The organism is Paraburkholderia sp. EG286B (genome assembly GCF_040965655.1).
Classification (GTDB): domain Bacteria; phylum Pseudomonadota; class Gammaproteobacteria; order Burkholderiales; family Burkholderiaceae; genus Paraburkholderia.
Map to the genome: position 1 here is coordinate 48,058 of NZ_JBFRCF010000030.1, position 24,530 is coordinate 72,587.

Here is a 24,530-nt window from a genome sequence, read left to right on the forward strand (position 1 = left end):
CACCCCGCGCTCACAGGCGATCGTTTTCGAGCTTCCAGGTGGCGAGCATCTTGCCGTAGCGATCGCTCTTCACTAGATCGGCCACAGCCTTCGCCACAGCCGGCGAAAGCGGCTCGCCCTTGCGCGCGCCAATGCCGGTCGCGATGCGATTGAAGCCCGGCACCGCCTCCTCGAACATGTCGCCCGAGACCTGCTGGAAGTGCGCCGCGCTTTCCGACGTGGTGCCATAGGCATCGACCTGATTCAGGCGGAAGGCCTGAAATGCATCGGCATCCGAACTATAGACGACGATGTTCATGGGCGGCTTGCCCGCAGCCTTGAGCTTGTCGTTTTCCTTGTCGAGCAGCGTGCTGATGGTCGTGCCGTTGAGCACCGCGACCTTCATGCCCGAAAGATCGTCGAGCGAGCGCACGTGGCGCGGGTTGCCGCGCGGCACCATGATCGACTGGCTCGAATACATGTAGTCGACGATGTCGATGATCTGGCGGCGCTCGGGCTTGTCGAAGAGCTGGCCGATCACGAGATCGCATTGCTTCGCCTGCAGCGCCGGAATCTGCCCGCTGAACGACATGACCTTCCACTCGACCTTGAGATTGCCGAGCTGCTTCGCGACGTCATGCGCCACGTCGACGGAGAAGCCGCGCGGCTGCTGATTCTCGTCGTAAGACGCGAGCGGCGGCGCGTCCATGCTCGAACAGTAAGTGAGCGTGCCGCCTTTCACTAGACCCAGATCGGCGGCCTGCGCCGCGGAGACGGCGGCAACCTGCGCGAGGAGCGCGAAGCCTGCACAGGCGGCGAGACGAAGACGCTTGAACTGTTTTGCTGACATCGAGAGGCTCCTGGCTGAGAGTGAGCTGCGTGAGATACGACGACAGTTAGGACGCCGACGCGTTACGCTCGTGACGCGGGCGATTCGAGGAACTTGATGATCTGGGGAACGGTTGATTCGAGGTGCTCGCGCAGCGCCTGCTCGGCTTGCGCGGGGTCGCGGGTGCGCAGCGCGTCGATGAGGATCTGGTGGGCGTCGCGCGCGCGTTTGCGTCTGAAGGTGGCCTGCTCGATCCACAGGCGCATGGGGCCTTCGATCAGCGTGTAGAGCGAGTGAATTTGCTGGTAGAGGCGCGTGCGGCCGCTGATTTCGCACAGGTATTCGTGGAACGCGCAGTGGCGTTGGACCCAGGTGTCGGTGTCGCCTACGCAGGCATCCATGTCTTCCAGCAGGCGTTGGAGCTTCGTGAGATGCGCTTCGGTGCAGCGGGGGGCGGCGACGCGCATGGCCAGGCATTCGAGCGCGATGCGCATGTCGAAGATGTCCTGGACTTCTTCCACGGTCAGGCCGCGGACGATTGCGCCTCGGTTGGGGCGCTGGATGATCAGGCCTTCTGTGTGCAGTCTTTTTAGCGCCGCTCGCACTGGCATGCGGCTCATTGAGAGTTCTTCTGCAACCGTCTCGGCGACGATGCGCTGGCCTGCCGCGTAGCGGCCTTCGATGATGGCTTCCAGAAGGAAGCGGTAGGCCTCTTCCTCGGCTGTTAAGGCTAGGCCGGCGGTGTTGCGGACGCTGGTGGCAGGCATTTTTGTGCGCTTGATCCGTTTTGTGCGGTGCGGGAGGATGCCATTGCGGTTGCTGAGTCGTTGGGGCAGATTACTCCAAGTGGATTTGTGGATCCAGTCTTTCAAAAAAGATTTGGTGATGGGGCTGCGGAAGGCGTGAAGGCCACGAACCTTGTGGGTTCGTGGCCTTCTTTGTTTGGTGCTGGCTTTGTCTGACGGGCGGATCAGTCTGGGGTGATCACCAGCCTTTTGTCTTCTACCATGATTCGAACGCGCTGGCCTGGTTCAAAGCCTGCGACTTCGAGCCAACGGCCGGAAAGCTTGAGCCAGGGGTAAAGCGGCGGGTCATTTCTTGCCCGCGAACTGTACTTGCGGTACCGCCAGGACTGCTGGATGGTTACGCGGCGCTCGGGATGGGCGTGCGATGCATTAAGATTGGCGTCAGCCATCGTCAACTCCTGGGTGAGTTGGTTTTGGTTAGCGGGCCGTGAGTGCGGTAACACTCATGGCCCGCGCTTCGTTTACTGCATAGAGACTCCTACTACTTCCGTGCCTGTGCGAGCACGGTGTCCAACATTTGTGAGACGAACTGCTGTTTGGGCTTGGGTAGTTGTTCGATTGCGGCGATTTGCTGTTGGAGGCGCGATATCGGACTTCCTTGGCCTGGCCGTCGCGCGGCTGGACTGCACAGCAACTCTTCGAAAGAGGACATCAACTGTTCTACTAGCGCTGGGAGCAACGATGCCGGCACGCGAGAGCGCCCGACTTCATAGTGAGCTAGCGTTTGCTGTGCGATTCCAAGCGCTTCGGCTAATTCTTGTTGCGTCATGCCGCGCGCTCTTCGCGCCCTGGCAATGCGTTCGCCAAGCTCAATAAAAAACTCTTGATCTTTTTCGTTCATGGCTAAATCCAGATCTGACAGCACACGAATGGAAATAACGCGTTGAATTCATAAATCACCATTCATTGTAGCGAATCTACTATCGCTAAATTCTTGAGTCGTTTTTAATCCGATTATTTTTAATGACTTGTTAACTATGATCAAATAATAGATGTGCGTCTCGAAGAAGAAATTGATAGCTAACTTGCGGCCTGCTCTGACCGCCAGCGCGGCCTTAGAAAGCTCCGAATTTAACTACTAGATCAATGAGTAGAATTGGCTAGCACCGAGTCCGGTAGGACTGGATCGAATAGCAAACAGACCACTGCGGCCGTCACCCATAACGATAACAACCCGAAGAAAATATTACCTGATCTCAATATTGCACCTCTCTGACCAGAGTAGACTTCATGCATCGAACAAGGAGATTGCATGAGCACCATGTGGATGATTCGGGCCGAAGGCGGGAGTCTTTATGACGATTTTCGTGAACGAGGTATCGCAGCTATTGGTTGGACCAACTTCGCGCCACATGTCAAAGCGGGCATGACTCGCCAAGAACTGATCTCCCTATACCAATTGATCGAACCTAGCGCGAAAGTTAAGACGGCCATTTCGGGTGCATCGCAGGTCTGGCGCTTCATGAACGAAATTAAGATCGATGATTGGGTCGTAACGTATTCACCGGCGAATCGCACCTATCTCATTGGAAAGGTAACCGGAGATGCCCAATATCATCCAGAGTTGTTAGATTTCGGCATGACGCTCGCGCGGCCAGTGGTGTGGACGGACAAGGAGGTCGAACGGGACAGCTTGAGTGATCCGAGCAAAAATAGCCTCGGTTCAACCCTTACCATCTTCGTCGTTGCAGACTTTGCGATGCAGGAACTGCTTGGCGAAGTGGCTGGAAAACCCATGAGCCCCTCTCCCGAAGTCCTGGAAGAGCAAGCTGAAGCTGACCCACTGACTGGCCTCGAATCTCTCGCAGTCGAACGCATCAAAGACATCGTGAATGGTCTCGACTGGTCCGAAATGCAGGAATTGGTCGCAGGGATTCTTCGTGCAATGGGGTACAAGACGCAAGTGTCGCCGGCTGGCAGCGATCGCGGTAAAGACATCATCGCGTCACCAGATGGCTTTGGATTCGAGCATCCCCGAATTATCGTCGAGGTGAAACATCGAAAAGGCCAGATGGGGACTCAGCAGATTCGAAGTTTTCTCGGTGGACGCCATCCAGACGACCGCGGCTTGTACGTCAGTACAGGGGGGTTCAGCAAGGAGGCATATTACGAGGCGGATCGTGCTTCGGTTCCACTAACCCTTTGGACATCGGAGCACGTCGTGCGCGCTTTGATCGACCACTACGAAGCTACGGATGCGGAGACGAAACGTCTGGTTCCGCTGAAGAGGACGTATCTGCCTGCTTGAGGTCGTGCAAATGATCTTTCTAACGGGCGGAGGAGGATCGAACTCCCGACCTTCGCATTGCGAATGCGAACAAGTTGACGTTTATCGGACTAGATCGGCGTCGATCCAATTTCATAACCTATTGTATTTCAATGATTTCGCGTCACCGCCCTTCGCATCAGGGTTGATCCGCATACCTCCATTGCCGCATAATTCGGTTACATGGTGGTTACATGAGATCGCCAACTTACGAACAAGGAGGCTAGGTGGCGAAGGTGAACTTCACTGCAGCTCGGGTAGAGGCGCATCGCTGCGAACATGGCAAGTCGCAGTCGTTTCTCTGGGACAGCAAGACTCCGGGACTCGGCTTGCGAGCCACAGCCGGAGGAGCCAAGGCTTACATTTTCCAAGGGAAGATCCATGGCTCGACTGTGCGGATCACGATCGGCGACCCGCGGAGCTGGTCGATAGACAAAGCTCAGGAGCGAGCACGTGGTCTCCAGACGCTTATTGACGGCGGCGTTGATCCGCGCGAACAAGAGGCGAAGCAAAAGGCCGCACACGAAGCCCGGCAGGCAGCGAAGCGCCGTCAGGACGTAACTGTCGGCGAAGCGTGGGAGCATTACTTAGAGCATCTGCGAACAAAGATCTCGCCCAAAACGAAAAAGCCGCGGTCGGAGAGATATATCCTCGACCATATCAACCTCTCGTCGCCCGGCGGAGGCATTGCAAAACGCGGCGGCAAAGAAAAAGTGCGTGGTCCATTGGCTCCGCTCATGAAGCGCAAGTTAACCGAGATCACGGCAACATGCATGTCCGAGTGGCTCGAATCTGAAATACCCAGGGGACCAACGAATGCTGGCCATGCCTTCGGCCTTTTCAAGGCGTTCATTCGGTGGTGCGACACTCACGAGACGTACGGGGGCATAATTCCCCAAGACGCATATGCTTCGCCTAAAGTCAAGGGCATTCTCCCTCGCAGCGCCGCGAAGGACGACTGCCTTCAGCGCGAACAGCTATCTGTATGGTTTAACGCGGTACGTGGCATCGCCAATCCAGTAATTAGCGCGTACCTTCAAGGCCTCTTGATCACCGGCGCCCGTCGAGAGGAGTTGGCCGCGCTGCGTTGGGAGGACGTAGACTTCCGGTGGCGCAGCCTGACCATGAACGACAAAGTGGAAGGTACTGGCGGCCGAACTATTCCGCTCACCCCGTACTTGGCGAGCCTATTGCGGAATCTTCAACGTCTAAACGAAATGCCACCAAATAAGCGGCAAGCCGCCCGTCTCGCTGAAAGGGGCGAACGGTGGGAGCCATCCGAGTGGGTGTTCGCCAGCAAAACGGCATCGGACGGGAAAATTGCCGAACCACGTCATGCGCACAATCGAGCGTTGGCGCCAACGGGTTTACCTCATATTTCGCTGCATGGCCTGCGCCGATCATTCGGAACGTTGTCGGAGTGGGTCGAGGTTCCCGTCGGCGTTGTCGCCCAAATCCAAGGGCATAAGCCGTCTGCCCTTGCTGAAAAACACTACCGACGTCGCCCTCTCGATCTTTTACGAATGTGGCATGACAAGATTGAAGCGTGGATGCTTGAGCAGGCGAAAATTAATCAAGTTTGAGCCCTGAAGTGATGCACCGTTCGCCTCTTCGCCTCTCGCCCGACGGGGATAGGGAACCGATCGCGCCGGCAGATGAATTCTGTGCGCGCGCAACTGTCGTCACCCATTGACGCCAGGTGAGCGTCTCTTTGGCGAACCTGCCACGCCGATGCCGCTGTTTCGACGATTAAGCGGACAGGAATGCGCATCCTGCAAATGGGACGCGCTTTTTTTGCGCTGCATCAAACGCGGGATCGAACTCCCGACCGCAATACAGATAACCATCCCCCGAACTGAGAAGGAAAAGTTGCCCCCAAAAGTGCCCCCAACTTTGCTTCCCTACCCCAGCTTATCCACCAACCAAACACTTGCTCACTCGGCCCAGAGAGAATGGCCGTTGACGTGATAGATGCTCGTCCAAGGTAAACAAACCAGAACGCAACCAGAACGCGCGCCTACACGTTCCACTCCTTGCCATGTATTCCTCAACGCGACCAGCCAGCCATCGCGAAACGATCGAGCTCGCCGCGCTTGGTAGGGTGCTTGGAAAGCAAATCCATCAGATCGCCGCCTTCGATCAACGTCACATTCAGCAACGACGCTTGCTGTCGGGCCGATTGATTGAACCGGCGATTGGTGGCGGCGAAGAGCTGGAACTCGACGCCGGGATATCGCGCCGAATAGGCCGCCGAACCGGCCGAGATATCCTTGACGGCCTCCCAGCCCATCTCCTTGCCCTCAACGCCGGAGCTCTTGCATTGGATGAGCGCGCCGCGATTGCCTTCTATGGCCACGATGTCCACGCCGCCATCACCCGTCTTGGGCGTCTTGATCGTTCGCAAGTAGCCTTGCTTGCTCCACATCAGCGCGCAGAAGGCCTCGAACGCATCCGGCCCTAGGGAACCGACATCGGCCGGGTCGAAAGGCTCTTCGCTGAATGGTGAGCCGCCGCCAGGTGCTTGGATGTCTGTGAATTCCGATGGCGTCACATCGCCAGACCCATTGAGCATGTCGTGGGACAACGTGCGTTTACGTTCAAGCAGGAGGTCGAGCTTTTCGTCGAAAGTCACGAAATCCCCGCCGACCACGACCGGGTAGTAAACATGCACGTCCTTTCGCTGCCCAATACGATATGCGCGGTCAGTGGCCTGGTCCTCCTTGGCCGGGTTCCATGTGCGGGTGTAGTGAATGACGTGGTTGGCGGCTTGGATGTTAACGCCGAAGCCAACAGCGAGTGGGGAAAGGATGATCACGCCAAAACCCGGAGCGTCCTGATATGCCGTAATGCGAGCTTGACGGCTGTTGGCGGAGCCGGATTCGGTCGAGGTATCCCCGTTGATCACGTCGGGCACAAAGCCGAACACCTCGGATATGGCCCGTTGGATGACCCGCTGCAAGTCCCGAAACTCGCAGAAGACAATGACCTTGTCGCCAGATCCCGACGCCTCAATTTCTTTGAGCCGCCCAAGCATCCAGTTCATCTTGGGCGAAGCCTTCCTGGTGACCTCGACGGATTCGTCGGTAGTGGCGATATAGCCGGGAGGCCGCGGATCGGAGCAAAGGCGGCGCAGGTATTGCAAAAGCCCCAAGGGCGATTGCAGGCCACTGCCCTGCCCTTGCCCGCGCGACTTGAACTGGGCCACCGCATCCGCATAGAGAGCCCGCTGGCGTGCGGACAGCGGGAGCTTACGGCAGCCCTCATGCAGGAGCTTCTTAGGCAAGTCCTTCGCAACCTCTGCCTTGGTGCGACGCAGTTTCTGCGGCTCGATGAGGGCGCGTAGTTCCTCGATGCGTGCCTTCTCGTCGTCGGTCTCTGCCTCAATGGGTCTGCGGTAATTGCCGCCGAAGTCCTTCAAGGAGCCGAGCAAGCCCGGTTGCACAAAGTCGAACAGGCACCACAGGTCAGCGAGCGTATTCTCGACGGGCGTGCCGGTACACGCGATTTTGAGCCTAGCGTTCTGCTTCTTGGCCGCCCGCGTCACCATCGCGTTGGGGTTCTTGATCTTTTGAGCCTCGTCACAAACCACCACCGACCACTTCTGCGCGGCTAGGGAGAACTCCAAGTCGCGCAGGGTCTCGTAGGTCGTCAGTACCACCTTGGCCGATCCCAGCCAGCCTGGAGCGAGGAGCTTGGGCGAACCCGATTCAATCAGCACGTCATCAAGCGCGGACTTCGGTGCACGCTTGGCCGCGAGATTTGAGCCATAGAGCATAAGAACATCCATCGCCCCATCAACGAAGAACTTCTCGATCTCGGCTTTCCAGTTGTCCAGCAGCGAAACGGGCGCGATGACCAAAAAAGGATCGACGCGGGGCTCAGCCTCGATCAGCGAGGCCATGAAGGTCAACAACTGGATGGTCTTGCCAAGGCCCATGTCATCGGCCAAGAGCGCGCCGCGGCATGCTGACGGTGAATGCCGCCACATCTTTTGCAGCCAAGCCAAGCCCTCCCGCTGATGGTCTTTGAGCTCGATCCCGGGACGCAGGCTCGATGGCAACGCAGGCGGCGCGTTGTCCGCCGACAGCTCCCCACGCCGCTCCTCGTAGTCGAGCCCATCCACGTTCGGCTTGACCACCAAGCCCGTGCGCTCGACCGCCTTTCGACCCGATTTGTCTTTGCCGGGGTCGTAGTTGCCGCCTTTGACTTCTTCCCTGACCTTGCCCAAGGTTTCGAGAGCCTCTTTAGCCCAGCCCGTCGGCACAGGCTTTGGGCACCCAGGAAATGAGAAAGTCTCTCGACTCTCCTGCTCGGCCTGCTCGATCTCCTTGCGGAACTTGTCCAAGTCGCGCCCATCAAGCGGTATCGCCACCGTCTCGCCCTTGGGGTCGGTGAACCACAGGCCAAGGTCGATATTCTCCGGCACCCAACCGCCGTCGACGCTCTTCTTGGCGATGAAGGGCGAGTAGTAGGGTTTCTCGACGCCGAAGCCTTCGATGCGCTCGGAATACAACAGCAGATCGAAGATGTCGGACGCTTTGATCCTGCGCGGCTGGGCGAGCTTGGCTAACGCGGAGCGCAGCTTCCCGACTTGATCCGGGGAGTCACCCAGGATTTCGAGATCGAAGCCCTTCCAATGGCAGCACTGCGCGCCAGCGGCAATGCGCCCTTCTATCTTGGCGACGAACGATTCGAGCTCGGAGGCGGACTCGAATTTGGACTCCTCTGCCACCACTTCGCCCTCAAAGACCTCCTCAACGAGCAAACCCACTTCGCACGGATAGCCGGATTGATCTTCGATGACGCTTGCGGAGAATCTTGCGAAAACTATGCCAGCATCCTCACGCGCGCGCTCGAACTGATCCGGGTCGATCATGGCTGCTGCCGAGGGGCCAAGCGTCGCGAACGGGTTACGCAGGAACGCTTCCGCGCGGGCGCCGGCCACCCGGCGCCCTGGCATGCGCCGAATCTCTGACAGAACCATGCGCGCGTCCTCAGACAGCAGGACGTGGACCAAGCCCGAGCCATCGGGTATCTCGTAGCGATCCGGGACTCCTTCGAATCGATCAAAAATCTCTAGCCATCGGCTCGGAGCGCCGTCAAACCCTGGCATGATCTCCACCATATCGTGGGCCCCCTCGCCGCCCTTGCGCATTTGGATGTCAATCCGCTCGGGGGTCAGCACGACGGTCTTGGCAAGGAAATCGGCAAGATCGGCCTTGGCGTCAATGGCGTACCGCCTTATTCGAGCCCAATCGCGCTTGTTGCCTTCGGGGCTGCGCCTTTCGGCCGAACTGGAGCGCCGCTCGGCGATAGCTTGGACGGCGCGCCATGCTGACTCGGAGAGCAGCGATTGCTTGTCGTCTGCTGAGAGAATCGCCCCCTGGATCTCCACGTCTCCTCCCGGCTCTGCGCCGGACGGATCGCGCCAGCCTTGGATGGTGATGGAGAAATTCGCATCCGAGAGCCCGCCTCGGCTGGACAGCGCCGGGCGCCAGCCCCGGTTGGGAGGCAGCTTCAACAGATCAAGCGAAGCGGAATGGCTTTCCGCGGCTTCAAGCTGGTAATAGGACTCCCAATCTATCAATGCGCCGGACGGCCCCGCCTTGGCGTAGCCTTCCTCGTCCAATTGTCGAAGCAACAGCACTAGTTCCGAATCCGCGCCGAACGCAGCGGGCCGATCGAGCCACGCGGAATCAGCAGGATTTGGGGCGAATGCTACGCCATCGCGCCCCCAAGACACATCGACCTTCGACGCGGAACGGCCTTCGAATTGGCCTCCCCTGCTCTTTGAACCGAACAATCGGATCATCCCCTCACTCCTTGATCCAGCCGCGACCACGCCGCAGCGACATGCCCAGGGAAGAAAGCTGGCGTGCTACACCAACCAGCTCTTCATCCGGCGCAATCCGAAGCGAGCCTCCCTTGGCCCTGCTATCCACCACGGTGACATTACGCCCTTGCAGGAGCTTCTCAAGTTCCGGCACGCATGCTGGCCGCTCCTTCGGCGCTACGCGCAATTGCGGCAAGAGCTCATCGTCGAACTTCTGCTCCCAACTCCTGAGAGCGACGGGGGCATCTCTGTGGCTCTGCTTCCATTCGTGTGCCTCGGGCTTGAGCTCGCTGAGCGCCACATAATCCTTCGCCTTGCCCGAAGTCAGCGCCCTAGATACTGGCGGCGGCAACGCGTCCCACCTCAGCAAATAGAACGCGTGACCGGTGGCGCCGAACTCGATAGCGACGTGACCACCGATTCTCATCACGAAAGCGTTGTTGTCCCCCGAGGCGCCTTCAAGGTCCAAGAGCCGCCCCTTTGCACGCTCGCGAAACTCTTTGAACAGCCGATCGCTTCGGTATTGCGCTGCGGGACCAAGTGCGAACCACATATCGTCGACGAAGGGCGCGAAGCGGAGCCAATAGACGAGGCGCCGGGTGTCGCCGGCATCCTCGGCGCTGAGCAGTTCGAAGAAGTCCTGGATGAGCCGGCCTTTGAGCCAGCCGAAGACCATCTCCCGCGCTCGCCTGTCCGGCTGCTTGGCTGAGTCCACAACGTGCGCGTCCCAACTCGCTCGACGCAGCCAAGGGTTGCCAATGACGCCGACGGCTGCGTCGCGCAATCCTGGGTGCTCAGGCGTGGCAGAGGAGCGTGCGTATCGAGAGACCAGCAACGCGATACAGCGAATGCGAAGCCTCTCGCCGACCTTCACTCCAGCCTCGCCCATTGCGATGCGCAGCAGGTCAGGCAAGGCCGCCTTGAATCGACCGTCGTCGAATCTCTCCGCCGCCTCCATTTGAGCGAAGACAGCCGCCTCCATCACCCAGGAATCGCGATCGATGGCCAAGCTGTCCATAGCCTCTTCAAGAGAGGATGCGTCACCGCGCATTAAGTCGGGGACGAACTTATCGCAGGGTCGCGCAGTCAGGAGCTCCGAATGGCGGCCCAAGGCTTCGAACCAAGGCGGAACATACTCCAAGGCGGCGGCCAACTGCTTCCGCTGACTTTGCAGCCAGGTCCGAAGCGTCGTCCAACCCGTCACAGCCTTTGGATCAAGCTTGGACGCGCCAAGCGGAAAAGAGAAGTAGGAGGCGAGCAAGGCTTGGAAGCAGCGCAGCTTGCGATGGATGGCCGTCTGCTCTTCTACTTGCCTGCCAACCTCCTCGCGCAACCTGGCCTCGACGAGGATGCACCAGCCATTGGCGTCCATGGCGGAGACCCCAAGACAAACGTATTTGAGTTCACGAAAACTCTTGGCACGGCCGAGCCGTCTGAAGTCTTCAACCGATGCCCAAATAGTTCGGCTGTCCGCCTTTATCGCCGCTCCGCCGTGATCGCTGATCACGCGCTCCTTCGCACGCTCCATCGATCGCGCGTCCGACCATAGGTCGGGAATTTTCGCCGCTTGCGAAAACGCGTGGGCCAAGCCGGAGCGGAGCAATGCAAGCGCGTCGTTCATCGCAGGTCATTCGGACAGGACTTGCCCGGGTCGAGCGGAATGTCTGGCGTCGGTTCGGCTGGCGAGCCGAAATCGCGGAACTCTAACCTGATCTCGACCCGTCGCATTCGTGCTGGACCATCGTTTGATGCAGTGTTGAAGGACGAACCGCCGACCAAGAAGAGCGTCTGAATCTGCTTTCGATCGGCCTCGGTGAGCGCGTCCGGTGCCTGCGTGTTCAGCAGCGCGCACAAGACGCGCTGAGATCGCAGGTAGCTCAAATTGAGATTGTAGAGGTAGTTACCGGTGCGGCTAGCGAAGCCTTCGACCACCACGCGCTTGAGCCAAGTCTCGCAGCTCTTCGCACGAGCCACTTTCAACACTTCAGGGACGAAGCCGCGAATGAATCGCTCGTCGGCGGGCCTTTCAAACGAGTGCTGCTGGTCGGCGAAAAGGACGACGGTGCCAAAGTCGATCGAGTTGCCGTGCACCGTCACGCCTTTGAACTCCGGCCGCTTGGTGACATCCTCAACTTCGGTCAGGCATTGGGCGATGGTCTTCTTGCGTAGCTCGATGGTGTCGTCAATGACCTTCTGCTTCTGGGTAATGGCGATCAACGCGATAGCCATCGAGACGAGGAACAACACCATAAGCGCCGACATAAGGTCGGAGAAAGAGATCCAGAAAGGTTTCTCCCCTTCGTCCCTCCCATTGCGCCGCTTGGATGATTTCGGGCCGAACATCACTTATCACCTACGTCCTGCCGGGATCTCATCGACCACGTCACCCAAATTCCTGATTGCGCCGGACAAGAGGTTGACAGCGTTCGAGAGCTCGGATTGAAACTTGCGATTGCCCTCTCCCAGTGTCTTGTCGATGTTGTCGCGGAAGGACTCGTGTGCACCGACTAGAACTTCGGTGACGCCTTTGAGGTAGTCCTCTGACTGTTGCTGGGCCGCAGCGAGTTCACGGGCAGCCGTCTGGATCTTGCCGATGAGCTCCGAGGTCATCGTGGCATCCTTCTTTGCAGACTCAAACGTCTGTCGCAGTTCCGCGACCATCGTGGCGAACGTGTCGCGCGTGCGAGCGTAGTCGGCGAAGATGCCTTTGGCGTTGTCGGTGGCCATCGAGAGCTGGGTAGAGGCCGTCTTAATCGACTCGGTGGCCGCAGAGGCCGAGCGCATCGTCTCAGAAACGCCTGAGCCAGCTTGGGCGAAGTTGGTAGCCGCAGCGTAGAGGGTTTCCGCACCAGAACTGAGGCTGGCCATCGCCCGGTCTGTCGCACCGGCCAAGGCGGACACGGAAGTCTGCAAAGACTTGTTGGTCTCCATAGACTGCTCGAGCAGTTGCTCCACCTGTCCTGAGAGCGACTTGATCGCCTGCCCAGTAGACTCCTCGAACCGCTTGGCGCGTTGGCCTTGCGACTCGTCGGCCTCCTCAGCCTGCTTTCGCAATGTCTCGACTACACCCGCGACCTGAGTCCCGACCGCCGCTAGCGCCTCGCGCAACTTCTCTCCTGTCTCGGATTGGGACTGCGCGACCAGCGAGCGAATCTGCTCAACGAACTCGCCCATCCGAGCGTTCATTGCCGACTGCCGGGCGTCCATCGCATCGAGTGCCTGTGCGAGCTTCTCACCCATGGAATCCACGGTGTTGGTGCCGGCGGCGCCCATGCTCGCGGCGAGTTGCCCGAACTGAAGAGCCGTTGCCTGCATAGATTCGCTGGCCTTTTGCAGCAGATCGCTCATGCCGCGCATCTGGCCGCCAAACATCTCCTGCATCTGCGCGGAAAAGCTCGCCAACACGTCGGTCAACAGCTTGTTGACAGCTTCCCCTTGGCTTCCGCCGACTTTCTGGACGGCCTCCGCTATCGCGGACATTGGAGCAGCCAATGATTGGGAAATGACCTTGGCCACGTCGACGGACATCTGGCCGGTCTGCTGGGCTTGGGCCGAGATCTGACGCTCGGTCAACGTCGTGAGGATCTCCTTGAGATCGACAACCAGCGAGTCGCGCAATTGCTGAGCTTGGGTCGCCGCGTCTTGGGACGACTTGGCGAGCTGTTGCAAGTATTCCTCCCCCGCCCCGCCCCTGAACAACCCATCGATCAGCTCCCGAATTTCCTCGACCTGCCCGTAGCAGGCCGTAACGATCGTCTTCTCGACCCAAGTAATCAGCATGGCCAAGCCGATCGCGGATGCGGAGACATAGAAGGCATGCCCCACCGAGCGCACCAGACCTTGAAGCTGAACCTGTGCCGCCGCCGGATCCACGCTCACATCGAAATGCACGAGGCCCTTGATTAGGCCGGCGAAGGTTCCGATGATCCCCAAGCCCGTAAGCACCCCGGGGAGATGCTTGAAGAAGTCCGTCTTCAAGCGACTGTCGACGATCGCTTGTTCCGTGAAGAACGTTTCGGCCAGCGCCGTCGAGCGCCAGCACCTAATTCGCTGCTGCCCCAGCTCGTCCTCATCGCCAAGCTGCTTGTGGAGCGTCTTGGCGTATTCATTCCACAGGTTGGACAAGGCATCAGACTTCATCGCCTTGGCCTCGACCGCGGAGAGTTCGACGAGCTCCCCTTTTTTTTCGGCGCGAATCGAGCGCAAGGCCGCGATGGCCTCAGCAAGATCGCTCCTCAGCTTGAACGAGCGGATCACAAACCTAAACAGGAAATCCAGCGACAACGACGCCAGGACCAGCGCGACCAATCCGATGTGCCAATACTCCGATGCGAGCTCACTCAAATTCATGTCGGGCATTTGTTGCTCTTCCCCATCCAATTCTTGGTTAGTTCAATTCGACGGCTCCGGCTCACGAGTTACCGCCCTGAATCTGTGTCAGCCTCCGGAGTCGGAAATTTCCACCTCAGAGCGGCCCTGATTCCCGGGTAGCCTCAAACGAGGCTTGCTTAAGATTCATTCTTGTCCTTCGTTCACTAACTGGTCGCAGCTGAGCACAAATGGCGGTAGTCGCATTGGCCGCAGGTCTTCTTGTGAGGCTTGGGCGGCAGATGGTTGGTACGTAAGTCCGCGGCTGCCGATCGTACGTCACGTTTCACCTCGGCGATAAAGTCATCGTCCACGGACCGACGCTTCTGCTTCTGTTCATCGAGCTCGTAAATTTCCACGTAATCGGCCGGCCGGCCAGTCAGCTCCTGGTAGCCGAGCGCGTAGATATGCAGTTGGGTTTCGGTGACTGTCTCGGCCTGCGCGCGGTCATTCGACTTTAAGTCGACAATGGTCACCTCCCCAGTGTCGATCCGCCGCACAAGGTCAATTCGACCGGCCACCGATACGCCGTCACCAAGCGCAATCTCAATTGCCTTTTCGGAAAACTCCAGGCTCTTAAATTCGGCCGCGTTCTTCCTGATATAGGACTCGACGACCCGCTCAGCCGCCTGCTCGAGCTTTTCTCGCAGCGCCGGATATGCGTAGGGTGCACGCAGATGCCTTACGATCAGGGACTTTGCTTCATCGGGCTCGATCTTTTCCCCGCGCAAAGCCCGCGCATGAACCTCGGCCAGCGCGTCGTGCAACGACTTGCCGAACCCCAGCGCCTCATCCAGCGGTGCGTTGAACCCGTAAAGGATGCGCAGCTTGAACTGGTATGGGCACTCGAAGAAATACTTTAGGTCTGAGAAGGACAACCGGATGTTCGCCACCGATGCCTTCGGACTTGGCTCGAGCCGCTTGCGGCCGGCATAGTCCTGCGGCCGACGTTTGACAAATTTCGATGCCAGCGCCTCATTGAAGAAATCTGATGGCACCTGTGCCGTGCGGTTCCCATCATGCGGCGCCCAGCTCAAGTGTAGAAATTTCTGTGTGCGCGTGATCGCAACGTAAAACAGCCGACGTTCGTCGTCGGCCCCCCCGCGGTAACGAGCAGCATTGTCGAAGGCGGCGTCGGGAATCAGGTGCCAGGCGGTACGTCCGCCGCTCCCCTTCGCAGGAAATCTGTTCTTGACGAGCTGCGGGATGAACACCACTGGCCACTGAAGCCCCTTGGACTGGTGCACAGTCATAATGCGCACTGCATCCGGGCTCACAAAGGCATTGTCCTGCCAGCCCTCCGGATAGGCATTTTCCGCGTGGTACCGCAGAAAGCCCGCGAAGCTCTGGTATTTCTCGACCGGACTTGAGTGGAAGTGGATACTCTCGAAATCGGAAATCGCCTGGCTGAACTTGCCGAGGTTGTAGAACACCACCTCGCCCCGACCGCCTGGTACGCCCTCCTCGCGAAGGCCGATATTCTCCAGAAACGCGACGAACTGGCGCTGCATATTGTAGACCTTGAACTGGCCCATCTCGGCATTCTGCATGCCCAGCTTCGCCTGGGCCACCGCCCCGACGGCCTGCACAAGGGCGGCTTTCTTTATCCCTAGGTCAGCGGCCTTCCACGCGTGCATCAGGACCGCCTCGTCCACCTCCCCCGCCAGGAAGTAGAAAAGCTGGCGAGCAGCTTCTGCCTCCTGCGTCGCGAACAGGTTGTCCATGCCCGTGATCACGTAGGGTACATTGGCGCTCTCTAGCGCCGCAATAATCGTCTCCCCGTCGCGGCGCACCGACCGCAGCAGGATCGCCATGTCCGACCAGGAAATCCCGCGCTCCTCGTCACCCTCGCGAATTGCTATCCCGCGCAGTGACTGACACGTCTGCGCGATGTACTGGGCCTCAGCAGCTGGCGAGTCGAAGCCGAGCGCCGCAATGTCGCCCGCATCGAAACCTTGGGCCGCCGTCGCCTTCATTTCCTTGGGTAAACGCCGCAGGAGTTGTCGGATGAAATCGCGGGCAACGGCGACCACCCCTTCACTTGAACGGAAATTTTCCTCCAGCTTCACCTGGGTCACGTTCTCGTATCTGCGCTCGAAATCCAGGATGTTGCGAACATCGCTGCCACGCCACTGATAGATCGTCTGATCGTCATCGCCAACCACGCAGATGTCTGCGCCAAGCGTGGCTAACTCGCGAACGACGGCCTCCTGAACCGGGTTGACGTCTTGGTATTCGTCCACGATAACGTGCTGGATCCGCTTACTCAGACGCTCCCTCAATCCGGCGTTACTGTGCAGCTCCTTGACAGCCTCCTTCAAAATACCGGAGTAGTCGAGATAGCCTTTACGATGCAACAGCTGTTCGTAGCTGGAAAGTCCGGCAACGACGCTATTACCGTCGAGAAGCAGCGAATTAACCACTCGATCTTCACGAAGGATCGACTGGGCCGACACGTAGTGACGGGTATCCGTGTATCGCTTCAGTGGGACGCCTGTGAGCGTGGTACTGTTTGTTAGCCCGGAGGCGCGCGAGTGGCGGTCGATAAACAGCGCCTGCTGCACCTCGTTCAACACCTCGTACTTCATGTACGCGGGCACCTCGGATTTCAAAAGCTCGAGGCAATATCCATGGATGGTCCCGACGTACATCTCCGCTAGGCCGGTAACGCTCCCGAATGCTTCGTGACACCGTGTGTGAATGCGCTCCTTGAGCTCGGCAGCAGCCTTGTCGGTGAAAGTGAACGCGATGATATTCTCAGGAGCACGGCCCGCCCCACCTTCTGCACTAGGCCGCAACAGGCTGACCACATGTTGCGCCACCACCTCGGTCTTCCCCGAGCCAGCACAGGCAATCAACTGGAGATTCCCGTCAAGGTGATCTATGGCAGCCAGCTGTGCCGGTGTGTATAACGATCGATCCAAGGAATCCCCCTTATCATTGTAAATGTCATGCTCTATCGCGGCGCGTGCTCGCGGAGCACTCCGTTAGCCGGTCATATCGACAACACCCGAAACGCCAAACACTGACGGTCGCGCGTTCTGCCATACGCAAGAGTTTCATCTCGCGGCATGCCTATCTCGGATTCCGTTCAAGGACAGCAGTGCTGTGCTTTACTTAGCATCGTCGTGTTACGCTTTAAAGTGCAACAGGCGAGCGTAGCAACGTCGCAACCTTCGCTTTACTAGTTTTCTGTATACGGGCCATGAGCGCGTGATCGATCCGATGTAGTCCGTAAATTTTCGTGATGTCACGCTGCATTCGGCACCAAAGGTGACTGGCCATCTCAGCGTCCACCATCGCCCGGTGAGCCCTACCCGATCTCGGCAGCAGCAGCATTTCCGTTAAACTTGATAATCGGTGACTTTGAGCGTGCGGATAGATACGCCTCGACACGAGCATCGTGCATGCGAAGGATTGGTCGGCCGGCACGCCGATCATTGCGAGCTCGGCTTGCCAAAAACGTTTGTCGAAGCCAGCGTTGTGGGCAACGACAGGATGTTTGCCGACGAACTTAGCTGCATCCCTCATAACCTTTGACGCCTGAGGAGCCGATGCAACCATGTCGTTTGTGATGCCGGTGAGAGCAACGACATCGGATGGGACGCGCCGCCCCGCGTTCATCAGGCTTTGGTAACGGTCGATGATTTGCCCGTCACGCAAAAGGAGGACGGCGATTTCAGTCGCTCGGTCACCCTGCGTGGGTGATAGACCTGTCGTTTCAAAGTCGAGAACCGCTACGGTCTCCATGATGATTCCCCTGTTCAGTCAACCGCTCAAGCCGCTCTGATCAATGCGTCGATGAATGTGTATGTAGGAGTTCGCTTGCCCATTCTCGTAGCCCATCGCTGCCTCGCATCAAGCTCGGCTTTTCTATCAGAAATTTTTTAACGATAAAGTACCAGAAACGCTGAGGCGAACGCCTTTAATAAACTCTACATTTATGGTCCTCGCGTGCGGCGGTGCGGTAACCGGCATATGTTGAACCCCTGACACCCGATTCATCACGAAGCGCACAGGCAGTGTTTTCGGATGCCCAGCGCCAAGCACAGAGGAATGAGATCGGTGTCGGAAATAGGCGCATTCGCATGTCAATGGTCATGCACGCTCATGCACCAGCTAGAAACGTTGCGCTCCCGGCAGATGCCAGCAGTCTCGACACGCTCGCGTCGAACGCCCGCTTGAAATCCGGGTCAGACGCATAGCGCTTGTAGAGGTCCAGTTCCCGTCTCCGCTCTACGCTGATCGCCTGTTGAATCAGTCGCTCCAGCGCCAGCTGCCGGTTCTGGCTATCCGGGTTGTCTTCGACCTGTGCCTTGTAGTCGGCATGGTTTATCACATGCGTGGCAATGTTGATGAACTTCACGCGCTGTTCTTCCGGCGTGGCCTCCCAGCCTGCGAAGTGGCGCTCGTTGAAGGCCCGGACAATCTCGTCGAGCGGATCTTTGTCTCCATCGCCGAAGTGGCCGCCACGAACGTTCGGGTTCTGAGGCTCCAGCTCAGTTTCCGAAGCGTCAAGACCGATCTTCACCTCAAGGCGTGATCTTTCCAAGCCATAGGTGGAAAGGTCAATGCTATTCAGCAGTTCATCCAGCTTGTCCTGATCGGGGTCCTTCACCTTCAGCTTCGGGATCAGAAACTTCAGGAACCAGTGCAGCATTTCCCAGTTCACGTTGTTGAATGGGATGATGGCCGCTACCTGGGCGTAAATCTTCACGAACTGCTTGGCCTTGATCTTGAAATCGATACGTTGTTCATCGTCGAGGTCGGCCTCGAAGCGAGCCACCACGGCATCGATAATCGGGTGTAGTTCTTCAGCCTCGGCACTGGCGAAGAACTTCTCGTTGAAGTTCGTCACCTCCGACCAGTCGTAAATGCCGAAGTTATCCAGCACATCCTTGAGGTCGTGCAGCACGTTCACGTCGGTGGGCTCGCTCAGGGTCGTGGCCGTGTAAAACGGGTCGAACGCGGCCTTGATGTCGTCCACCGCGTTGTAGAAGTCGAGCACAAAGGTGTCGGTCTTGCCCAGCTTCCAGTTGCAGCGGTTCAGGCGTGACAGTGCCTGCACTGCGAGCACACCTTGCAGCTTCTTGTCCACGTACATGGTGTGCAGCATGGGCTGGTCGAAGCCAGTCAGGTACTTGTTGGCGACGACCAGAATCTTGAAGTCGTCTTTCTCGAATTCCTCGGGCAAGTCACGGGCAGGAATGCCGTTGAGTCCGTCCTCGGTGTACTTGATGCCATCGACGGTTTTCTCGCCTGAGAAAGCTACCAGCGCCTTAAAGGGCGCGTTGGCCTCCTGCAGGGCGGTGCGGATGGCGAAGAAGTAGCGGACCGCGCACTCGATGTTGCGAGTGACGACCATCGCTTTCGCCTTACCCTTGAGCTTCTTAGCCTGCCAGACATTGCTCATGAAGTGATCGACCATGATCTTGGCCTTCACCTCGATGGTCCGTGGGCTGGCCTCGACGAAGACCTTGAGCTTCTTCTGCGCCTTGGCCGTGTCGAACAGCGGGTTCTCTTCGACCGATTTCTGGACCTCGTAGTAGCTCTTGTAGGTCGTGTACTTCTCCAGCACGTCGAGGATGAAGTTCTCCTCGATGGCCTGCTTCATGGAGTATAGGCGGAAGGGGTAGAACTTCCCGTCCGGACCCTGCCGCCCAAACTTCTCCAGCGTGGCCGGTTTAGGGGTCGCGGTGAAGGCAAAGTAGCTGGCGTTCTTGCTCATCTTGCGGCCTTTCATAGCCGCAAGAATCTTGTCCTGGAGGTCTTCAGGTACTTCCTCGTCTTCCGCCCCCAGCGTCATGTTCAGCTTGTCGGAGGCACTACCGGATTGCGAAGAATGGGCTTCGTCGATGACGACGGCGAAGTTGCGGTCGGTCAGATCATCGATCCCGTCCACGATGAACGGGAATTTCTGCACCGTGGTAATGATGATCTTCTTCCCCAGCTCCAGATGCGCCTTCAGCTCAGCGGCGCTCTCGGCATGAGCAACGATGTTCTTGGTCTCGGAGAAGAGCTTGATGTTGTCCTTGAGCTGTGTATCCAGTATCCGGCGATCGGTCACGACAACCACGGAATCGAACACGTTGGCGGTGCCTACCGTGTCGTACAGCTCTACCAACTGGTAGGCCAGCCATGTGATCGAGTTTGACTTGCCTGAGCCTGCCGAATGCTGGATCAGGTAGGTCTGGCCGACGCCATGCTGTTTAGCGTCAGCCAGGATGCCGCGCACCACGTCCAGCTGGTGATAGCGAGGGAAGAACAGTCCCTTGCGTTCCTTGCCCGTCTTTTTGTCCTTCTCAACGGTGAACTTGGCGAACTGCTCGATGATGTTGGTCAGACTGCGGCGTGGAAGTATGTCTTCCCAGAGGTAGGCCGTTTTGTGGCCTTTCGGGTTGACTGGGTTGCCCTTGCCGAAGTTGAAGCCTTTGTTGAAGGGCAGAAAATTGCTGTCATTTCCGGCCAACTGTGCACACATGTAGGCCTCGTCTGGGTCCACTGCGAAGTGGACCAGACAGTGGCCGAATTCAAACAGCGGCTCACGCGGGTCGCGGTCGGTGCGGTACTGCTTGATGGCGTTGTGGACGTTCTGGCCGGTCCAGGGGTTTTTCAGCTCCAGCGTGGCAATCGCCAAGCCGTTGACAAAGAGGACCATGTCCACCGACTTGAAGCTATCGGACTCGCTGTAGTGCACCTGCCGGGTGACGCTGAAGACGTTGGCCGCAAACTTAGCCGCGACTTCCGGGTTCAGGTCGTTGTAGGGCAGCCGGTAGAGCAGATCGAAATGGGCATCGTCGATGTCCAGCCCCCGCTTCAGGACCGCCAATACGCTGTCCTTTTTGATCTTCTTGTTCAGCCGTTCAAGCAGCAGGCGCTGCCAGTTCGGACGATCTTTTAGCTTCGCTAGTTCTTTGGGCTGGGTAGATTCGAGAAATTGCCAGAAGAGTTTGCCGTCGATGGCAAACTCTCTGTCGAAGTCAGCCGGATTGCCAATGCAGTAGCCGTCATTGGCTAGGCCATTTTCGATGTGCGTTTCGAGCGCTGCTTCGTTGGTTTGGCTGACCACTTTCTTCCCCCGAATTATACTTTTACTTCGCCTGTAACCGCTGAAGCGACCAGACCTGTCTTGAGATTGGTCAACATACTGATTTCAGTTCTGATGCTCGCCTCGGTCTTCTCAAATTGATCGTTCAATCTGCGCAACCTGCCGACCACAACAGCCTGCTCACTTAATGGTCGGATAGGTAGGTATATATTTTTCATTCGAGTTAATCCGAGATCCTTATTGGTGGCGCCCCGAGTAAAAAGTTGGGATTGGGCATAGCACCCGGACGAGTTGAGCGCATAGGCCAAATATTGCGGCATCACAAGATCAAGCCGCAGTTTAAGAACTGCGATGTGAACCCACACCTGAAATGGCAAATCAATATCAACTGCCTTGGCTACCCCTGTTGTCCCGCCTTTTGTGTAGAGCACATCTCCTGGCTCAGGACGCACCCGTTTGCAAAACTCAAAAAAATGGCGCTCTGAAACATATTTAACGTCGTCTAGCAGGAATTTACTTGGCCGAATATTGCCCGCCGACAGAAAGAGATAGCCATCGTCTGCATCCACGTAGGGAGGAGAAAAATGGGGGCCATCGGCAATTTTTCGGCAAACCCTTCCGAGTTGAACTAGCTCAATGCCTTCTCCAAGCGTCGGGAAAAATTGACTCCCCCCCCCGTCGACAGGCAGTTCACTGTTGCCTTGTCCGTACAGAATGTGGTCAAACACAACGTCTTTTTGCTCATTCAGCAACTCAATCAACCGCTCTTTCTTCGCAATCGCGGCATCGATCTCGGCAGTTTTCTGGTCGAGGAAGGCAACGATGCGGTCCTGTTCGTCTTTGGGCGGCAAAGGAATCGGAATCTGTTTGAAATCCTCGTAGTGCATATCCCACTGCCCGACTCGCACACCGTAGGACAACGAGTTGTAAACACCGATCAGCGGTGACGAGCGTAGAAGGTAATGTAGATACGCCGGACGAACTCGATCAGTTCGTGTTGCGCAGGTGATGTACGCAGGACTGACGATTCCGTCGTGAACACTTACACCCATCGATCCTTGCCATGCCTTCATCTTGTTGACGACCAGATCACCGGGCTTCACGACCTTGTAGGTGCTCGTATCGAGTGATGTCGCATTGTGGTTGTCGTCACGAGAGTCTTTAAGGATGACACCATACTCTCGGTAGACAGACAGGACAGGCAGCTCGGGCCTGTTCTTATCGGACTTGAGTGCAGTCACTGCACGAAGCGGCTGCACGTCCCAATGCGAGGGAACGTTGCCCACCCACTCAGCCCCACTCGGCTTGTAGCTTTCGTAGCGCTGCATCACGCCACCTCCTTCAAGCGATTAGCCGACCACAGCAGTTCCGCGATGCCCTTATAGAGGCTGAATCGTTCGTCGAAGTTGGCCATCTTGAACTCCGTGAATGCCTTGAACGGCAGGCCGGTTTCCGCCTTCAGCTTGAGGAAGCCGGGGTTGTGGACATAGCACATGGGATGCAGCGAACGCGCCAGCAGGTTTTCGCTTTGGTAGTGCTCTAGCTTGTCGCTATACGCCTTGTCGTTCAGGCTGCCATTGATCTTCTTCGGCAGCAGAACCAGCCCGCCCACCTTGTTGCGGTGCGTGGAGAACTCCTGCGCATGGGCGAATTCATCGGTATGGCGCTCGAAGTGGTTGGCCCAAAGGTGTTCGATCTCGTAGGCGTTCTTGCCCGAACGAACGACGTATTCCAGATACCGCCCTGGCTGCCCGCTTTGCTCTTCCAGCCAGTGCGTGAAACGGGCCAACTGGCGATGCAGGCTCTTGGCGTTCCAGTTGTTCAAGTAAGGCTGGTCGTCGAGAGGCAACTCGGTTTGGTCGTTGGTCAGCCGCTTGATCAACTTGGCGCGCAGCTCATCCAACGACAAGTTGCGCAGTTCCTTGGTCAGCAGGAAGGTCGCGTATTGCAGAGTGGAATAGTCGATCGACTTGAAGTTCCACAGGCGGCGATTCAGCCAGCAGTCGAGGTAATCCGCCGTCAGCTTGAGCTTGGCCTTAACGCTGGCTTCATCGTCGGTCGGCAGCAAAGTGGCCAACAGCACTTGAAATTGCTGGGTGAATCCGTGGTCCGCGTTGAAGCGGACGGACTCCAGCCCCGGTTTCAGGGTTTCAGAGGCATCCAGCAGTTCCAGATAGACGCGGGCAAAGAAGCGCAAATCTTGGCGCACCCAGCGGTTAAAATCGTCACTGGTGTTCAGCCCGATCAGATCGTCCTTGGCGCGAACCCAGCGGTGATACTCGGTGCCGATCAGGTCAAAGTCTTCCGGCTTCGCGCCTTTCTTCCGCTCGCGGATGTCCTGCGCGTATTTGGCACGCAACCAAGCCTTGAAGAAATCAGCTTCGCTCTCCTTGGTGTCGCGCTCGCTGTCACGCTTGACGAAGGTGAGCAGCCATTGCTTGATTTCCTTGTTGGCCTCGGCACGCTTAGCGGTGTCGGTGATGCTCGCCAGCAAGTAGCCCTTTAGCATGTCGGTGTTGGAAAGCGACAGCCCACGGTCATTCATGGTCTCGAAGATCGTGTAGGCGTCAGCGTCAGCATAGGCCGTGATCTCGACCAATTGGGTCTTGTTGCGCAGCCAATCCACGAAGTACGGCAGCGCCTTGTCGTTCGCAATTTCGGCGGGAAAGGCCTCTGCGATGTCGTTGTAGCGCCCGATCAGGTTCTGAATCGATTCGACGTGATCCACCGCGTCGTATGGGGTGCCATCGAACAGCGCATTCATGCACTCGTTGCGCTCGGGAATGTCGAGATTGAAGGACTTCTCCCCGTACTCCTCGGAGAAGATCATCTTCTCGATCGAAACCGCATCGGGCCGGTCTTTCTGGATGTTGTGCAGATAGATCAACAGCAACGTGAGGCTGGTCAGCCGTTGCTGACCATCCACGATCTGCTTTTTCTCGTCCGGCTGGCTGATGACGATGGAGCCGAGGAAGTAATGCCCGTAGGAGGCTACGTCCTTGCGCTCGTGCAGTTGTTGGTACTCTTCCAAGAACGCCGTGGTGAGATCGGAAACGAGCTCAACGATCTGCTTGGTCTGCCACTTGTATTCGCGCTGGTAGTAGTCGATGCCGTACTTGGTGTCGCTCAGCAGCTCGCGCACGCTGCGCGTCTTGGCCTGAATTTCCCTCATTGCTTGGCCTCCGACACGAAGCTCACCAGCTGCTTGAGCAGGCCATCGGTTTCAGCCTCCAACGCCAAGATTCCCGCCGTGACTTCTTCCAGGCTGCGCAGCTGTTGACGGCTGTGTAATTCCGACACTAAACGGCGGCGCAAGGTCGAGTAAATCGCTCAACACCGAATGGGCCGCCGATGTCGGCCACCGGTGAGCGTTGATTCAGAACGGGTCCGCGATATCGTCA

Annotated in this window: 15 protein-coding genes; 2 read left to right on the plus strand and 13 right to left on the minus strand. The window is 57.8% G+C overall.

Features of this window, described 5'->3' with window-relative positions; translation table 11 throughout:
- Positions 1-10: 10 nt before the first annotated feature.
- The 4 genes from AB4Y42_RS38000 to AB4Y42_RS38015 all read right to left on the minus strand — a co-directional run bounded on the left by AB4Y42_RS38000 (position 11) and on the right by AB4Y42_RS38015 (position 2,455).
- A complete protein-coding gene (locus AB4Y42_RS38000; RefSeq protein ID WP_368697110.1) occupies positions 11-829 on the minus strand; it encodes an ABC transporter substrate-binding protein in 819 nt (272 codons plus the stop codon).
- Positions 830-891: 62 nt separating this feature from the next.
- Positions 892-1,680 carry a GntR family transcriptional regulator gene (locus AB4Y42_RS38005; RefSeq protein WP_368697111.1) on the minus strand — a complete coding sequence of 263 codons (789 nt, stop codon included), beginning with the start codon at positions 1,678-1,680 and terminating at the stop codon, positions 892-894.
- A gap of 98 nt (positions 1,681-1,778) precedes the next feature.
- Positions 1,779-2,003 carry a SymE family type I addiction module toxin gene (locus AB4Y42_RS38010; protein ID WP_368697112.1) on the minus strand — a complete coding sequence of 75 codons (225 nt, stop codon included), beginning with the start codon at positions 2,001-2,003 and terminating at the stop codon, positions 1,779-1,781.
- Between the two features lie 92 nt (positions 2,004-2,095).
- Positions 2,096-2,455, minus strand: a complete 360-nt coding sequence (locus AB4Y42_RS38015) for a helix-turn-helix domain-containing protein (protein ID WP_368697113.1) — start codon at positions 2,453-2,455, stop codon at positions 2,096-2,098.
- A 411-nt stretch (positions 2,456-2,866) separates the two neighbouring features.
- Between AB4Y42_RS38015 and AB4Y42_RS38020 the strand changes: the two genes are divergently transcribed.
- Both AB4Y42_RS38020 and AB4Y42_RS38025 read left to right on the plus strand, forming a co-directional pair.
- Positions 2,867-3,862, plus strand: a complete 996-nt coding sequence (locus AB4Y42_RS38020; RefSeq protein WP_368697114.1) for a restriction endonuclease — start codon at positions 2,867-2,869, stop codon at positions 3,860-3,862.
- Positions 3,863-4,107: 245 nt separating this feature from the next.
- Complete coding sequence (locus tag AB4Y42_RS38025) at positions 4,108-5,463, plus strand: tyrosine-type recombinase/integrase (RefSeq protein ID WP_368697115.1); 1,356 nt, start codon at positions 4,108-4,110, stop codon at positions 5,461-5,463.
- 464 nt (positions 5,464-5,927) lie between these two features.
- Here AB4Y42_RS38025 and AB4Y42_RS38030 read toward each other — a convergent pair whose 3' ends face one another.
- The 9 genes from AB4Y42_RS38030 to AB4Y42_RS38070 form a co-directional block, all read right to left on the minus strand.
- The gene (locus AB4Y42_RS38030; protein ID WP_368697116.1) at positions 5,928-9,692 is read right to left on the minus strand and encodes an SNF2-related protein; all 3,765 of its coding nucleotides are present in this window, start codon (positions 9,690-9,692) and stop codon (positions 5,928-5,930) included.
- Between the two features lie 4 nt (positions 9,693-9,696).
- Positions 9,697-11,334, minus strand: a complete 1,638-nt coding sequence (locus tag AB4Y42_RS38035) for an EH signature domain-containing protein (RefSeq protein WP_368697117.1) — start codon at positions 11,332-11,334, stop codon at positions 9,697-9,699.
- Positions 11,331-12,056 (minus strand): flagellar motor protein MotB, encoded by a 726-nt coding sequence (locus AB4Y42_RS38040; RefSeq protein WP_368697118.1) that lies wholly within the window; start codon positions 12,054-12,056, stop codon positions 11,331-11,333. The genes AB4Y42_RS38035 and AB4Y42_RS38040 overlap by 4 nt, the downstream gene beginning before the upstream one ends.
- 6 nt (positions 12,057-12,062) lie before the next feature.
- The gene (gene zorA, locus AB4Y42_RS38045; protein WP_368697119.1) at positions 12,063-14,072 is read right to left on the minus strand and encodes an anti-phage ZorAB system protein ZorA; all 2,010 of its coding nucleotides are present in this window, start codon (positions 14,070-14,072) and stop codon (positions 12,063-12,065) included.
- Between the two features lie 176 nt (positions 14,073-14,248).
- Positions 14,249-17,005: an ATP-dependent helicase gene (locus tag AB4Y42_RS38050; protein ID WP_368697120.1), complete on the minus strand. Its 2,757-nt coding sequence runs from the start codon at positions 17,003-17,005 to the stop codon at positions 14,249-14,251.
- A gap of 214 nt (positions 17,006-17,219) precedes the next feature.
- Positions 17,220-17,831, minus strand: coding sequence for a PolC-type DNA polymerase III (locus tag AB4Y42_RS38055; protein WP_368697121.1), 612 nt, complete (start codon positions 17,829-17,831; stop codon positions 17,220-17,222).
- 358 nt (positions 17,832-18,189) lie between these two features.
- Positions 18,190-21,150: a type I restriction endonuclease subunit R gene (locus tag AB4Y42_RS38060; protein ID WP_368697122.1), complete on the minus strand. Its 2,961-nt coding sequence runs from the start codon at positions 21,148-21,150 to the stop codon at positions 18,190-18,192.
- A gap of 14 nt (positions 21,151-21,164) precedes the next feature.
- Positions 21,165-22,457 carry a restriction endonuclease subunit S gene (locus AB4Y42_RS38065; RefSeq protein ID WP_368697123.1) on the minus strand — a complete coding sequence of 431 codons (1,293 nt, stop codon included), beginning with the start codon at positions 22,455-22,457 and terminating at the stop codon, positions 21,165-21,167.
- Positions 22,457-24,301, minus strand: coding sequence for a DUF262 domain-containing protein (locus tag AB4Y42_RS38070; RefSeq protein WP_368697124.1), 1,845 nt, complete (start codon positions 24,299-24,301; stop codon positions 22,457-22,459). Before AB4Y42_RS38070 ends, AB4Y42_RS38065 begins: the two co-directional genes overlap by 1 nt.
- Positions 24,302-24,530: the final 229 nt, after the last annotated feature.

Bases quoted from the DNA above. Each gene is read 5' to 3' on its own strand.
- AB4Y42_RS38040 (WP_368697118.1), bottom strand. From the start codon at position 12,056: ATGTTCGGCCCGAAATCATCCAAGCGGCGCAATGGGAGGGACGAAGGG.
- AB4Y42_RS38020 (WP_368697114.1), top strand. From the start codon at position 2,867: ATGAGCACCATGTGGATGATTCGGGCCGAAGGCGGGAGTCTTTATGAC.
- AB4Y42_RS38055 (WP_368697121.1), bottom strand. From the start codon at position 17,831: ATGGAGACCGTAGCGGTTCTCGACTTTGAAACGACAGGTCTATCACCC.
- AB4Y42_RS38010 (WP_368697112.1), bottom strand. From the start codon at position 2,003: ATGGCTGACGCCAATCTTAATGCATCGCACGCCCATCCCGAGCGCCGC.
- AB4Y42_RS38015 (WP_368697113.1), bottom strand. From the start codon at position 2,455: ATGAACGAAAAAGATCAAGAGTTTTTTATTGAGCTTGGCGAACGCATT.
- AB4Y42_RS38065 (WP_368697123.1), bottom strand. From the start codon at position 22,457: ATGCAGCGCTACGAAAGCTACAAGCCGAGTGGGGCTGAGTGGGTGGGC.
- AB4Y42_RS38000 (WP_368697110.1), bottom strand. From the start codon at position 829: ATGTCAGCAAAACAGTTCAAGCGTCTTCGTCTCGCCGCCTGTGCAGGC.
- zorA (WP_368697119.1), bottom strand. From the start codon at position 14,072: ATGCCCGACATGAATTTGAGTGAGCTCGCATCGGAGTATTGGCACATC.
- AB4Y42_RS38030 (WP_368697116.1), bottom strand. From the start codon at position 9,692: ATGATCCGATTGTTCGGTTCAAAGAGCAGGGGAGGCCAATTCGAAGGC.
- AB4Y42_RS38035 (WP_368697117.1), bottom strand. From the start codon at position 11,334: ATGAACGACGCGCTTGCATTGCTCCGCTCCGGCTTGGCCCACGCGTTT.
- AB4Y42_RS38070 (WP_368697124.1), bottom strand. From the start codon at position 24,301: ATGAGGGAAATTCAGGCCAAGACGCGCAGCGTGCGCGAGCTGCTGAGC.